We start from the raw sequence: 14,296 nt of genomic DNA on the forward strand, positions 1-14,296 counted from the left end.
TGGCCGGCGTTTTCGGCGCGCGGCCGCTTCCGCGGGCGTTCCGCACGGCTCCGTCCGTTCTCCGCCGGCGGCCGGCGCCGGGTGAAAAGTTTCGGCCGGGAGCTTTCTACGGGTCGCATCCGGCAAACTATTTGTTTCAAAATGCCATCTTTGCGGTTACAGCGAAACCAGTTAAAAGAAGGCATTATGAACATAGGAAACGATCCGAAAAAACGATTGAACATGAGTATCAAGCCGATGCTCAACATTCGCCCCGGCAGCCCCGACGGACGCTATACGCTCGTCATTCAGCTCATACTCGAAAGACGCCGCGGCGTGCTCTTCACGCCGTACCGCCTGCTGCCGGAGGAATTCGATCTCTGGAAACGCAAGGCGGTCGCCGTCAACCAGCGCAAGACGCACGTGGCGCATATCAGGGATGTCAACGCCTTTCTGGAGAAACAGCGGGAGGAGATCGCGCGCATCCTCGCCGAGTTCGAACGGGACGGAAAACCCTTCACCGTCCACGATATTACTTCGGCTTACCGCCGGCGATACGACAACCGCTACGTGCACACCTTTTTCCAGCATCAGATCGCGGAGCTGATCAAGGAGGGTTCGCAGGGTACGGCGAACAAGTACAATGCGACGCTGGTGGCTTTCGAGAAGTTCGCCGGCAGCCGCCGGGTCCACTTCGACGACATCGACGAGAACCTGTTGCTGGATTTCGAACGGTATCTGCATCAGATTCCGCTGCAACCCAACACGGTATCCTTCTACCTGAGCAATTTCCGGGCGCTGTATAACAAAGCCCAGAAACGAGGGTATGTGACCCGCAGCCGGTCGCCTTTCGATGCCGTGCCCATCCGCATCGGGAAGACCCGCAAGCTGGCCGTCAGCGAGGAGATGCTCCGCAAGGTCGCCGACGCCCGGTTCCCGGATTCCGAGAAGCTGACCTGCGCCCGGGATCTGTTCATGTTCAGCTTCTACTGCCGGGGAATGTCGTTCGTGGATATGGCCTATCTGCGGCAGGAGGATATTCACGGAGGGATGATCTACTACCGCCGCCGCAAGACGGGGCAGACCTATACGGTCAAGATCATTCCGGAGGTGCAGGAGATCCTCGACCGCTATCGGGATCGCTGCTTTCCGTGGGCGCTGCCCGTGATGCTCGACTTCGACGGAGAGGGCCGTTTGCGGCCTCTCGTATACGAGGGCGCGACGGCGGAGGACCGCAAGCGCTTCGAAGCGCGGTTGTATCTGCGCTATAAGTACAACCTGTCGCATTATCTGCGCTTTTACCGGGATATGAGCAAAAAACTGGAACTGCCCGTCAAACTGTCGTTCAACGTCGCCCGCCACAGTTGGGCCAGCCTCGCGCGCAAGCACGGCGTCTCCGTTTCCGTGATCAGCGCGGGACTGGGGCACACTTCCGAAAAGACCACGCAAATTTACCTCGACGAACTGGACAACAGCACCGTGGACGCTGCGAACGCGATGGTGGCGGGACTGCTGAAAGCTCCGGCTCCGGATCGGGGAAAAAGGGCGGAGAAAAAGTTGAAATCAGCGAAAAAATAGTATTTTTGCTATCGGACCGCAGCTCTTGTGTTTCACGGGGATGCGGAAAAAAATGCGGTCTTTTCGGAAAAGACTGTGGGGGCTTCTTTTTCTTGCGGCTTTGAGCTGAATCCGTCTCGAATTCCCGGTGCAAAGATACGGGAAAAATATGAATATGAATTTACCCCCCCCCTGACCGGAATCGGACATTCTTATATCCCGTTTATGCCAAAAGCGCATTTCTAACCCGTTATCGGTCAGAGATGTGCTTCGTTCTTAATTCGGCGGGCGTGCAATTCAGGTGGCGCTGGCAGAATCGGTAAAAAGCAAGATAACTGCTGAAGTCGAATATGTGCATCAGCTCTTCGTTGCTTGTGATTCCGTTACGGACTGCCTGTTCTATTTCTGAGGCTTTTTGTTTCATCCTCCATTTGTGATAGGACTCGTGGAATGCCTCCCGGAACTTGCGGGTAAAGGTCCTTCCGCTCATGTGTCCCATTGCCGCCATGTCCTCGACGGTTTTGGCCTGGCGGTAGGAACTCAGGACGAAGAGCGTGAAATCGTCTTTGGGTTTCAGGACATCGCGGAAGAAACAGCCCAGACGTTTGTCGCCGTATAGACATATCATCATCAGGTACAGTTCATGTTCCTTGACGATGTGATAGCAGGGAATGTGCAGCCGGTGCGGGTCGAATGCCGGTTCCAGCCCGCGAAGAAACGACAGCAGCTCCGGGACGATCTCCAGCACGGGAGAGAACGACTCCATGCCGCCGCTCTTCACGGCAACGTGCGCCAGAATGTCGTTGTGGCAAAATATAATCCGGTTATTGAAGTCGAGGGCGATGACCTCGCTCTCGGTTTGTGCCATTACCGTCGCAGTCCTGCTTTTTGCGAGGAATATGCACTGGCCCCCGGAAAGGTAATGGTTGTCGCGGCTGTCCATGCAGACGTGGATATGCCCCGAAAGCAGAAACAAAATCCGATGCGAACGATGGGCTGCGCCGGGCAGCCAATGGCGCTCTTGGAGCCTCGTCTTCGAAAACCTGGCGGAAAAACGGTCGTTGTCATAGGAGCATTCCGCGCAACCGACAGGGCAGTTGACCGTGCGGAGCGCTTCGCATGCGTCGTGGGCCGCGTTTGATGGCTGTTTCATCGTTATCCTTTTTGGTCCGACTTCTATTTCGCTGAATTATAGCATTTTGTATTTATGGTTTCATCCCGTGTGACAATATTCGCAATGATTAAGCGATTCCTTGCGGAATGTATCGCTTAATAATCTGATTCTTAGCGGTATATATCGGAGCTCTCGCATCCGACAGTCTTTTCCGAAAAGACTGTCGGACATGATCTGTTCGTCCGGCGCGTTTTGTGGCATTCGGCTGGTTTGTCTTTTCCCGGCGTTACCGGGCGGAAAGGTGTCGTCTGTTGTCGTATGATGCAAATAAATTCATCTATGAGGAAACTTCTTATCCTATTGTTTCTATCGTGCTGTTCGGCAGGTCCGGCTGCTGCGCAGCGGTTCGGAGTCAAGACCAATGCGCTGCATTGGGCGACGGCCGGAACGCTCAATGCGGGCCTCGAAGCCGGCCTGGGCAAGCGGACCTCGCTCGAACTGACCGGCGATTACAATCCCTGGACGCTCGACAGGGACGAGAACCGGAAACTCAAATTCTGGTCGGTGATGCCGGAGTTCCGCTATTGGCTCTGCGAACGCTTCAACGGCCATTTTTTCGGACTGCACTCCGGCTACGGCGAATACAATATCAGCGGTGTGCGCATCCCTTTCCTGAAAAAGTCCGTGAAGGACCACCGCTATCAGGGCTGGGCGACCGGCCTGGGCATCTCTTACGGTTACTCGTGGCTGCTGGGCCGGCGCTGGAATCTGGAGGCGACCGTCGGCGCGGGATACGTCTATACGAATTACGACCGCTACGAATGTGCGACCTGCGGCAAATTCCGCGGGACGGGCGACCGGCACTATTTCGGACCGACGAAAGCCGGCATTTCCATCATATACATCATAGATTAGGAGGGACGACGCAATGAAGCATATCTTTTACATATTGTTGGTTGTGCTGGCATACGGCCCGGTCCGGGCGTATGCCGGAAAAACCGGAAAGACGGTGAGTTATCTTCCGGTGATCGGGATGAAGGATCAGGAGGTGCGGAAGAACGGACGCAGCGTGGAGCTGACGATGGTCGTCGATCTGAGCGGTGCGCGTATCCGGACCCAGCATACGGTGTCGCTGACCCCTGTGCTGGTCTCCCGCGACGGACGGCGCGAGGCGGCGTTTCCGCCGGTCGTGGTGGACGGCGGCACGCGCAGTAAGGTTTACCTGCGCGCACAGCGCATGAAGAGCGTGGAGCTGCCGCCCTGCCATGACGGGCGGGCGGAGGTCGTCATCCGCCGCAGGAACGGTACGGAGCAGACCTACGACTATGCGGCCGCGCTGCCTTACGAGCGGTGGATGCTCGACGGACGGGTGGAGCTGCGCGAGGAGGTTCACGGATGCGTGAACTGCGCTTCCGGCGAGTCGGAGCAGGAGCTCATGTCGGACGTATTGCCCGGGTTCGTGCCCGAATACCGCTTCGCGGCGATTCTTCCCGAGCCCGAACCGGTGAAAGCCCGTGCCGAAACCCGTACCGCCCGGCTGCAATTCCGCCAGGACAGCTATACGATTCTGCCGGAGTTCAGGAACAACCGGGCCGAGCTGGACACGGTGTCGAACTCGATCCTGCTCGTGAAGCGAAACGGCGACGTGGAGATCACGGGAATCTACATCACCGGTTATGCTTCGCCCGAGGGATCGGAGGCGCATAACCTCGTGCTTTCGGAGAACCGCGCCAAGGCGCTCGCCGGGTATATCCGTCGTCACGACGGCATCGCCCCCGAACTGCTGCATGTCGAATGGCGCGGCGAGGACTGGGACGGGTTCGTCGAGGCATTGGACGACTATCCGCAGCTGCTGGGGCTCGACCGCATCCGCGAACTGATTGCGAAATACCCCGGCAACCGGGACTATTGCGAGCTGGCATTCCGCCGGCTGGAGCCCCCGGCGATCTACCGGCGGCTGTTGAACGAGGTCTATCCTCCGCTGCGGCGCAACGAGTACAGGATCGAATACAACGTGCGCAATTTCGATCTGGAGGAGGCGCGGCGGATGATCGGCGAGCGGCCCGACCTGCTGAGTCTGGAGGAGATGTACAAGGTTGCCGGGTCCTATGAAAAGGGATCGGCCGGGTACGAGCGGGCGATGGAAACCGCCGCACGCTGCTACCCCGATCGGCCGGCCGTGCTGAACGACCGGGCGCTCGCGGCGCTCGGGCGGGGCGATGCCGCCGCTGCGATAGGCATGCTGGAGGAGTGCGGCTTGTCGGAGAAACACCCCTCGCTGCTCAATACGCTCGGCGTGGCCTACGCCCGCAGCGGCGAGGTGCGGAAGGCCGAGGAGGCGTTCCGGCGCGCCGCGGGGCAGGGGTCGGACGAGGCGCGTCACAATCTGGAACAGCTCCGGCTGGTCATCGACCAGCTGTGATCCGCGACCGGAAATCGGAGATAACGGACATTTCAATATTCACATTCATTAATTCCATTCGTATTATGAAAATCAAAAACTATCTGGCTCTGACCCTTATGGCGGCGGTGTCGTTCGCGGCCTGCGATAAGGGGGAGAACGGCGCGGACGGCGACAAGTCGCCGAAAAGCGTGACCCTTACTTTGTCCAATGTCGTGCCCGGAACCCGTGCTGCCGATGATCCCGTGGCCGGCGACAGTAAAGTGACACTCAACGATTTCCAGGTGTTCTTTGCCGAGAGCGACGGGACGCTGGTGAAAGGCAAGACGTTGCAGAACACGGATGCGGAGCACTATTTCGCGGTCGCCGATTTCAAAGACGAGAACAAAGTGTTCCATTTCCTGCCCGCCGAGGTGACCAAGGTGATCGTCGTGGGCAATCTTTCCGAAGATTTGAAGACGGCCCTGGCTTCCGCCGGGAGCACCGACGACCTGAAACGTACGCTGACGGTCGCTGCCGAGCAGGACGATGCGAATCTCGCCCTTTACGACGAAGTGGAGCTGACTACGGTCGTGGGCGAGGACTCCGCCGGACACCCGCTTTACAAGGCTGCGATGGTGCTCGAACCCCGCGTCGCACGTATCGAGGTGGTCGGCTTCGAGTACAAGGCCGAGGTGGACGATGCCACGCAGGCGGAGAAAGAGCGTCTTTACGAGAGCATTCAGGTCGAGCAGATCGTGCTGAACAACTACTACGGCCAGGCCGAGTTCGTGACGGGCGCCGTTTCGGGGATTAAGACGAATACGCCGATCGACGCCGGTTCGGTGTTCGGATTCTTCGCAAATGCCGCGAGCGACTGGACGAACGATAAGCTGGACGGCACGAACCTGCCGGCAGTCAATCTGGACGAGGCGGCGGGCTACAAGATGGCGTACGGGGCTGCCGCCAAACGCCCGGCCTACCATTTCTTCCCCGACGCTGCCAAAATCGCCGGAGACGACCATCCGCAGCTCGTGGTGAAGCTGACCGGGACGAAGGCCAACGGCGACAAGGCCGCGCTCTATCTGGCTACGAAGGGTTTCTCGCCTGCCGTGACCTCCGACGTTGCCAAGATCTATCAGGTGAAATTCGAATTCGACGACGGCGATCTGGCGAATCCGCAGAAATGCGTCGAGGTCAGCGTGGATGTCGTTGCCTGGGATGTCGTACCGGTCATCGCCCAGCTCTGAGATTTTTCCATCGGCATTTTCACGGGGGAGGGCCGGGGCCGCTCCGCCTCCTCCCCCGTACTTTTTACGGACGAAAAACATACGGACTATGAGATTCAGAATTTTCGCTTTGGGCCTGTTGCTCGCAGGGGCGGCTGCGTCGTGTATCCGGGAGGACATGAGCCAGTGCCGCAATGCGCACGAACTGGTGCTGAGCTACCTGGGGGACGGGAAGACCGAGATATTCGGCGATAAGATCTGCCGGGTCGAGATGTATGTTTTCGATGCGATGAACAGCTGCGTGGCCGATTTCGTCGTTCCCGCCGGCCAGGTCGCGGCCCGCACCGCGGAGCTGCCGCCCCTCGCGCCCGGCGATTACCGGGTGGTGTGTCTGGGCAACACGCACCACACGAAGACCGTGAATCTTTCGGCCGGAAGTTTCGATGCGATCCGCTTCGCCGACGCGGATTATGTGGACACGGGCGCTGCGTCGGGCAACGACTCGCTCTACTATGCGTCGGTGCCTGTCACGGTGACCGGATTCACCGGGAAAGAGGGGGATCGGACCACCCTCGTGCCCTTCGTCTGCTCCCACTACGATCTGTCGGTCGAAGTGGCCGGCATTCCCCGGTCCGATGTCAGAGCCGGCCTGCTGCCGAAGCTCGAAATCTGCGGTGTCGCGCCTTGCACCGACTTTGAGAACCGCGTATGCGGAGAGGCGGCCGACTATACGCTCGAAACCAGGTACGACGCCGACAAGATGCTGTTGACCTCCGAGACCAATATCATGCGGCATACGAATCACGAGGCGGTGAGCGTCTGCCTGCGCACCGCTTCGGGCGAAAGCACTTTCGTCGAGGTCAACCTCGCGGAGTTCCTGGCCGAGCATCCGGCCATAGATTGTTCGAAACAGGAGGTGCTGATCCCGATCCGCATCGAATTCACCTCGGCGGGTGTCGAGGTTTCGGTGCCGGACTGGTTCGTTCAGGAGGTGAAACCCGAATTTTAAGCGATTACGACCATGCGTAAAGTCAGATATCTGTTGCTTGCGGCGTTCGTCGCCGCCTGTTGCGGCGGGGCGGTGTCCGGCTGCGGAAAAGAGGACGCGGACTCCGATTCTGCCGGGAAAAAGAGAGTCTCGGTGCTGATGAAGGTCGGCACCCGCAGCGTCGATGCGGCGGACGGCACGCCGACGGACGCGGAGGCGGTTCTGCACACGCTCCGCGTCTATGCCTTCGTCGGCGACGAGCGCGTCGGTTATTATTACAGCGACGGCGGCCTTGAGGCATCCGCTGCGTTCCTGATGGATATGACCCTGAAATCGACATCCGGTCAGAAGGTGGATTTCTATGTCGTGGCCAACGAGGCGGCGATGGTGACCCTCGGCGTCAGCGGCGGCCTGTCGGAGACGACGACTCCCGCGCAGCTCAGGCAGTTCCGCTTCACGCAGCTCGACCTTTCGAAGGGGCTGCCGATGTACTGCATGACGACGGAGACGATCGACGTTGTCACGGACGACCCGAACAATCCTCCCGCCGAACTGGGGCACGAAGACCATACGCTGCTGGCGCAGAAGCTCGAATTCGAACTCCGGCGGCCCGTGGCGAAGCTGGGGGTTTTCGCTGCCAAGCGTCCGGGCGAGGCGGCCGAACTGCGCATCACCGGACTGACGATGCTGGAGCAGGGCACGCGCATGCACAACTACCTGATGCCGCAGGATCGTGCGGTGCTGGAGCAGGTGCAGTCGATGTCGGCGCCCTTGGAACTGGACCCGGTCACGGCGGCGGTCGGCGAACTGACGGTTCCCGCGACCGCGACCGAGGAGGAGGCCCGCCGGAATCCGGCCAACTACACGCCGGTGCTCGACACGCCGTTCTACCCCTTCGAGAACCCGTGGGGCAACGGCGGAAGCTGGGACATTCCGGGCGACGAACAGGGCAATGTGCTGAAGATCGACTACGAGTTCGGGGGCGAGAGCCGCACGGGGCTGATCTTCCTGCCGGCGATGGAGCGCAACCGCTACTATACGGTGTGCTGCCTGATCAGCAACACGGGCAAATTCACCGTGGAGTACATGGTGGCCGACTGGGAGGAGGGCGATTCGTGGGACGACCTGATCTTCGATTACCCCTCCTACACCAATCCGCTTTCGGCCGAACCGACCGCCTCGACGGTGCCCGCAGAGGCCCCGACGATCTTCTATAACCCCGATTACGACCCTTCGGATGACGACACGTTCGTCGAGGGGGCGCTTGAGGTGCAGGGGAGCTGTTCGTTCTTTTTCCAGCTGTCGGCCCCTTCGGGGCAGGTCTGGACGGCGACGCTGCTCGATGTCTCGGCGGCCGACTATTCGGTGACGGTCTATGACGCCGCCGGCCGGAAGACGGATATTCCGGAGGCGTCGGACGAGTTCTACCGGATCGTCGTGCGCGCGCTGAACGACAATCCCGCCTATGTGGGCCGAATCATCCGGCTGGGGATCGCCTACACGCCGACATGGGAGGGCATGGGCACGGGCAGTTTCCTGCTTATCAACGGCTCGGACGGCGACATCAAATGGCCTTGCCACTCCGACGGCCGGCAGGTCCCCGAATTGATCGAGATCAAACAAGTTGCTAATTGACCGGGTAGCGAACCGGATACCCGGGACTAAACAATTCAACGACGATGAAACGTATTTTATCCTATTGGGCGATCTTCTGCTGCGCGGCGTGCGGCCTCGCGGCCTGCGTGCAGGACGACGATCCGGCGGATGCGGCGGGCGGCGACAGCATCCGCCTCGGCGTTTCGGGGATCGAACGGATGACGCGCGCCGAATCCACCGCCGTCGAGTCGCGCGTCGATCGGCTCGACGTGCTGATATTCGATGCGGCGGGCGTGAAACGGCACTACGAGCGGGTTTCGGCCGGCGGCGTGAGTCAGGGCGTGGTGACGCTCCGGGCCAGGCGGACCGATTTCGAGGCGAATGCGGACTACTGGGTCTACCTGATCGCCAACACGTCGCACCCCGAAGCGGATTTCGAGGCGCTGACTACGCGCGAGGGGTTGCAGACGATGACGCAGCGGGATGCGAACATCCACATGACGGGGCTCCCGGAGGTGCAGAATGCCCCCAGAGCGTTTCTGATGGACGGCATCGCCTATCCGAAGGGCGCTTCGGCCGAACCCGCGGCGCCGGCGCCCGTGAAGCTGTACGACGGAGTCCGTTCGAACGACACCGAACTGATGGTGACGCTGCGGCGGGCCGCCGCCAAGATCGTGGTGCGCATCAGGAAGGGCGCGAGCATCACGTTCGACGACTATGAGGCCGCGGCGGGACACGGCTGCGGCTACTACCTGCGCAACATGCCGATCTCGACCTCGCTCGTCGCCGAAGCGCAGCAGAATGCCGAGGTGGCTACGCCCGGCAAGAACAGCGCCGGCTATTTCCAGTGGGGCATCGACGACGACAAGAGCTTCATCGGGGAGGTGCGCGTCACGGCCTATGCTTACAGCCACGACTGGGACGGCCGGAGCGCCCTCGACTGGGAACCCCGTCTGGTCGTCAACCTGCCGATGTGGTACCACGGCAGGGAGGGAGAGCCCGGGTACAATCCCGATAGGGAGGATGACAATTTCCATGCGAACAGCTACTACCAGATTCCGATCTGCCGTCCGTCGGTGAAACGGCTCGAACGCAACCGCTGCTACGAGGTGACCGTCGAGGTGAATGCCGCGGGGGCCACCGATGCGTCGGAACCGGTCGAGCTGGGCCCGATCCGCTATTCGGTCCGGGATTGGGAGGAGCAGACGATCGGCATCGGCGGCGAAACCGAACGTCCGCACTACCTGATGGTGAATACCGATTCGATGGAGATGCACAACATGGCCGACGATGATACGACGCTCGAATTCGCATCGTCGTCGAAGGTGACCGTGACGCCTGTCGAAGCCTGGTATTTCGACAAGAACGACGACCGGCAGTCCGTCGATGTCGGCAGCGCCGGAATCACGGCGACTCCGGACGAGGGGCTGTCCGGGCATATCAAAGTGCACAGCCCGGTGCCGACGAACAATGCGCCGCGCTATGTCAAATTGAAAGTGGAAAACGAGGACGGCTCCCAGCCGCGCGAGATCGTCATCGTCCAGTATCCGCTGGAATACATCACCAATATCCACGGCTGGTATTCGTACCGCGACGATTTCAACGGCGGCAGGACGAACTGGGAGTATCTGGACGGCATTCCGGCGGAGGAGGTGGAGGGGCAGTCCTACGATTCGCAGCAGTTCTCATCCGAGAAGCGGACGACTTCCAACAGCCTTTTCAAATCGAAAGCCGTCGATAACAGCGGAGGAATCAGCCGCTATGCCTGGGAGCAAAACGGTTCGGGATGGTGGGGGAATAATCCTCCCTACACCTATCGCCGGACGTTCGACAATGTCGATAATAACGATAATTTCCGCATGTACCATGTCCGGATCACGGCTTCGTCGGGCGAATATACGCTGGGGCGCCCGCGGCTGAATGACGAGGGCAATACGGACCGGAGCTCCGAGAATTCGGTGATCGTATCTCCCTCGTTCCTGATCGCTTCGCAGCTGGGAACTACCTCTGCGACCAGTGCGAGAACGACCGCCGAAGAGCATTGCAAACAGTATGTCGAGGTCTATAAGACCAGGGACGCATCGGGGAAGGAGGTCACGAGGAGACTGACCGACTGGCGTCTGCCGACGCACTACGAGGTGGGGATCATCCTCAGATTCCAGAACTCTTCCGCAGCTATGGACGAAGTGATGTCCGGCGATTATTATTGGTCGGCGAGCGGCCGGGTGGCCCGGGCCGACTGGGAAAATCTGCCGGAAAGCGGTTCCGCCAACATCCGCTGCATTCACGATGCGTATGACATCGAATAGGAATCATAAAAGTCAACTGACATGATGAAAGGAATCATATACGCTGCGGCCGTGTCGTCGTTCGTGCTGGCCGCATGCACCTCCTGCACGCACGACGGCCTGCCCGGCGCGGAGGTTCCGGACGACGGCTGCATCGAAATCCGTTTCGACGCCGATATTCCGCCGATGCCCGTGGTCGCCACCCGCTCGGTCGATCCCGACGGCACGGGCGTGCAGAACATGACGCTCTTCTGTTTCGACAGCTACGGACTTTTCGTCGCAACGACGCAGGCGACGCTGGCGCCGACATCGGACGACCTGCATGAAGGCACGTTCACGGCCCGCGTGCCGCAGAATACGCGCCTGATCCATTTCCTGGGCAACCAGAACATGCTGGGATTTCAGGAACGGGATTTCTACAACAAGTCGGAGGCGCAGGTGATGGCCGCGCTCGAAGGCTCCTCGGGCATGATGATCTACTGGGCCCGTTTCGCCTGTGCCGAGGACGATCCGCGCTCCGTCGCCGAGCAGCTGAAAGCGCAGGGCGGGATAGAGCTCGTCCGCAACCATGCGCTGATCTCGGTGGACAACCCCGCGGGCAACGGCAGTCTGGACGTGACCGGGTTCGTCGTCTGCAATACCAGCGCGTTCGGCACCGTGGCGCCCTATCACCCCGAGCAGGGATTCGTATGGCCGGGGACGGAGCCTTTCGTGACGCTGCCGAAAAATACGTCGGTGATGAGCGACATCCTCGACGTGACGACCGACATGCGGCAATATGTCTTCGAGTGCGAGAATACGGCCGACAAACCCGTCAGTGTGATCCTGCGCGGACACCGCCCCGGTGAAACCGAGGCCGACGACCTTTATTACCGCGTGATGCTGATCGATGCGCAGGGCGAACAGCTGCTCATCCGCCGCAACCACCATTACATTCTCCATATCGAGGGCGAACTTTCCTACGGGCAGCGCTCGTTCGGCGAAGCGCTCGATGCTGCCGCGACGAACAACGTCTGGATCTCGATCCGGGACAATATCGACGAGGTTTCGGACGGCACCTTTACCCTGAAAGTCGATCGGACGAGCTATGTGCTGGACCAGAGCAACGAGGGGCGGCAGTATTCGCTTCGCTACACGCTCCGGAGGAACGACGGATCGGCGGTTTCGGAGGCCGACAAACCGTCGGTGACGTGGCTCGACGGCAACAACGTGGCGGGGCAGAATGTCGGCAATTCGTTCGTCGTCGGGAGCGACGGCGTGGGGAACGGCGAACTCACCGTGGTGCTGCGCGAAATGGGCGGCAGCGAAAAGCTCGAAGGGACGCTGCTGGTCAAAAAGGGGCTTTTGCAGCGCAAGATCAAGATCATCCTCATCAAAACGCAGTCGTTCCGGCCCGCATGGGTGGCGTCGCAGGTGTTCGGCACACCCTCTGCCGGAGAGAGCGGAGGCACGTACGGCGAACATGTGACGTTGATGTTCACCGTTCCGGAGACATGTCCGGCGGAGCTGTTTCCGCTGCGGGTGCTGATCGGCGTCGAGGATCTCGATGTCCGCGCGGCGGCCGGCATGTCGCTGCCGGTGATCCGCCGCGGCGAGGATGGCTTCGGAGAGAATATCCTCGACGAAAAGGGGGAGCCGATCGAATACAAGTTCGTCTATACGGCCGTACAGCCGGGCGTGCAGCGGGTGTATTTCCGCACGATCCTGCCGCAGAGCGGTTCCGGAGCGAAGACCAAGGTTTCGGTCGAAGCCGGATACTTCGCCACGCAGGAGAAGGAGGTGACCTATACCGGCCTCCGATATGTGATCGAGGTCGCCGGATTGAACGAATATACGGCCAGACCCGACGACGATTTCGCCGACGACGAGAAGATCTTCTACCGGCTGGTGCCGCAGAAGAAGGGCGCTTTCGTCCAGTTCACCATGCATCTGCACGATAATTCAGCGGAAACATCGTCCGGCGGCGATTACGGCGAATTCGTCAACGCCACGGCCGACGACGAGTTTCTGATCTATTCGCAGTATCTCGACCACATTCCCGACGGAGAGGAGCCCGACGGCGTTACGTTCGACTGCACGTTCTCGCCCGTCAACGAGGATATGTGGACGGAGAATGGCCGCATGTATCTCTTTTACCCGCGCGCGGGCGGCGATACGCCGCAGTCGGGGACGGGCATCTATTCGATTTACCTGCGAACCAACCGTCCGCAGAGTGCCGAGGTCGTCCGCATAGCCTCCAATATTTCGGGCGAGAAGTCGTTGAAAGATGTCGCCCGGGACTATGCCGGCCGCGGTTATCGTTCGACTTCGTTCGAGCTGGCCAACTACAACCCCTTCCGTTTTGCGGCACGCATAGACGGTGCGGGCGGGGATGCCTCCGGAAGCGACGCGGAGCCGGTGACGGAATTGACGTGGAATTATGAGAATCCGGCCGAAACGAACATCGACATCGAGTTCGACGTGACCAGTTTCCGGGGTTCGGACGACCGGTCGGCCGATCCTTTCGGCGAGACGTTCGAGGTCTATATCGACGCGCCGATGCTGACCGTGGACGAATCGCGGCTGGCCGAGTGCAATCTGACGCCCGATAAACTCAAAGCGGACCCTGAGGTCGAGGGGCGTTTCGTTTATACGGTCGATGCCTCGCGCGAGGAGGAGCGCAAATTCGGTGTCGCAGACGCGCTGATCCCCGATACGACGCCGGCCGCTGCCGGAAGCCCTGCGCCTTCACAGTCGGGAGAGCGCAAGCGGCTGCCGTTCAAGACGAACTGTGTGGTGAGCGCCGGCGACATCACCCTTTCGTCGAACGAGGAGAAAGTCGTCTTCTTCCGGAAGACCTTCCGTGTGGCGAACGAGTCGGTCACGGGGCGGATCACCTACGATCCGGGCACCGGGGCGATTCCCGTGCCGCGCAATGCGTTCGTGTCGTTCATACAGTCGGGAACGGGGAGCCGCATCGGGTCGATGACCGTGACGGCGGACGGCCGCTACGAGTTGCGGTTGCGCAAGGAGTATGACCCCGGGTGGTTCGATCGCATCGAACTCCGCTATACGAAGGACGGCGCGGTTTACCGGAACCGGATCGACGAGAACAATCCGCTGACGCTGGCCCGTCTGGTGCAGTCGCCCGATATAGTATTGGTGAATGTGGCCGCTGATTGACTG

9 protein-coding genes are annotated in these 14,296 nt (G+C 60.3%); 8 read left to right on the forward strand and 1 reads right to left on the reverse strand.

Annotated elements, in window-relative coordinates; translation table 11 throughout:
- Positions 1–186: 186 nt before the first annotated feature.
- Positions 187–1,557: a tyrosine-type recombinase/integrase gene (locus tag NQ519_RS09020; protein ID WP_019151477.1), complete on the forward strand. Its 1,371-nt coding sequence runs from the start codon at positions 187–189 to the stop codon at positions 1,555–1,557.
- A 229-nt stretch (positions 1,558–1,786) separates the two neighbouring features.
- Here NQ519_RS09020 and NQ519_RS09025 read toward each other — a convergent pair whose 3' ends face one another.
- On the reverse strand, positions 1,787–2,689 hold the full coding sequence (locus tag NQ519_RS09025) for a helix-turn-helix domain-containing protein (RefSeq protein ID WP_083871115.1): 903 nt from the start codon (positions 2,687–2,689) through the stop codon (positions 1,787–1,789).
- A 300-nt stretch (positions 2,690–2,989) separates the two neighbouring features.
- Between NQ519_RS09025 and NQ519_RS09030 the strand changes: the two genes are divergently transcribed.
- The 7 genes from NQ519_RS09030 to NQ519_RS09060 all read left to right on the forward strand — a co-directional run bounded on the left by NQ519_RS09030 (position 2,990) and on the right by NQ519_RS09060 (position 14,293).
- Complete coding sequence (locus NQ519_RS09030) at positions 2,990–3,565, forward strand: DUF3575 domain-containing protein (protein WP_026076683.1); 576 nt, start codon at positions 2,990–2,992, stop codon at positions 3,563–3,565.
- Between the two features lie 13 nt (positions 3,566–3,578).
- Positions 3,579–5,072, forward strand: a complete 1,494-nt coding sequence (locus tag NQ519_RS09035) for a DUF3868 domain-containing protein (RefSeq protein WP_026076682.1) — start codon at positions 3,579–3,581, stop codon at positions 5,070–5,072.
- Positions 5,073–5,137: 65 nt separating this feature from the next.
- The gene (locus tag NQ519_RS09040; protein WP_019151472.1) at positions 5,138–6,280 is read left to right on the forward strand and encodes a hypothetical protein; all 1,143 of its coding nucleotides are present in this window, start codon (positions 5,138–5,140) and stop codon (positions 6,278–6,280) included.
- A gap of 88 nt (positions 6,281–6,368) precedes the next feature.
- Positions 6,369–7,268 (forward strand): FimB/Mfa2 family fimbrial subunit, encoded by a 900-nt coding sequence (locus NQ519_RS09045; RefSeq protein WP_044118768.1) that lies wholly within the window; start codon positions 6,369–6,371, stop codon positions 7,266–7,268.
- Between the two features lie 12 nt (positions 7,269–7,280).
- A complete protein-coding gene (locus tag NQ519_RS09050) occupies positions 7,281–8,882 on the forward strand; it encodes a fimbrial protein (protein WP_026076681.1) in 1,602 nt (533 codons plus the stop codon).
- Between the two features lie 44 nt (positions 8,883–8,926).
- The gene (gene fimD, locus NQ519_RS09055; RefSeq protein ID WP_019151469.1) at positions 8,927–11,152 is read left to right on the forward strand and encodes a fimbrial tip adhesin FimD; all 2,226 of its coding nucleotides are present in this window, start codon (positions 8,927–8,929) and stop codon (positions 11,150–11,152) included.
- Positions 11,153–11,176: 24 nt separating this feature from the next.
- A complete protein-coding gene (locus tag NQ519_RS09060) occupies positions 11,177–14,293 on the forward strand; it encodes a hypothetical protein (RefSeq protein ID WP_147513227.1) in 3,117 nt (1,038 codons plus the stop codon).
- The last annotated feature ends 3 nt before the right edge of the window (positions 14,294–14,296 follow it).

This window comes from Alistipes senegalensis JC50 (genome assembly GCF_025145645.1).
GTDB lineage: Bacteria > Bacteroidota > Bacteroidia > Bacteroidales > Rikenellaceae > Alistipes > Alistipes senegalensis.

Bases quoted from the DNA above. Each gene is read 5' to 3' on its own strand.
- NQ519_RS09020 (WP_019151477.1), top strand. From the start codon at position 187: ATGAACATAGGAAACGATCCGAAAAAACGATTGAACATGAGTATCAAG.
- NQ519_RS09025 (WP_083871115.1), bottom strand. From the start codon at position 2,689: ATGAAACAGCCATCAAACGCGGCCCACGACGCATGCGAAGCGCTCCGC.
- NQ519_RS09030 (WP_026076683.1), top strand. From the start codon at position 2,990: ATGAGGAAACTTCTTATCCTATTGTTTCTATCGTGCTGTTCGGCAGGT.
- NQ519_RS09035 (WP_026076682.1), top strand. From the start codon at position 3,579: ATGAAGCATATCTTTTACATATTGTTGGTTGTGCTGGCATACGGCCCG.
- NQ519_RS09040 (WP_019151472.1), top strand. From the start codon at position 5,138: ATGAAAATCAAAAACTATCTGGCTCTGACCCTTATGGCGGCGGTGTCG.
- NQ519_RS09045 (WP_044118768.1), top strand. From the start codon at position 6,369: ATGAGATTCAGAATTTTCGCTTTGGGCCTGTTGCTCGCAGGGGCGGCT.
- NQ519_RS09050 (WP_026076681.1), top strand. From the start codon at position 7,281: ATGCGTAAAGTCAGATATCTGTTGCTTGCGGCGTTCGTCGCCGCCTGT.
- fimD (WP_019151469.1), top strand. From the start codon at position 8,927: ATGAAACGTATTTTATCCTATTGGGCGATCTTCTGCTGCGCGGCGTGC.
- NQ519_RS09060 (WP_147513227.1), top strand. From the start codon at position 11,177: ATGAAAGGAATCATATACGCTGCGGCCGTGTCGTCGTTCGTGCTGGCC.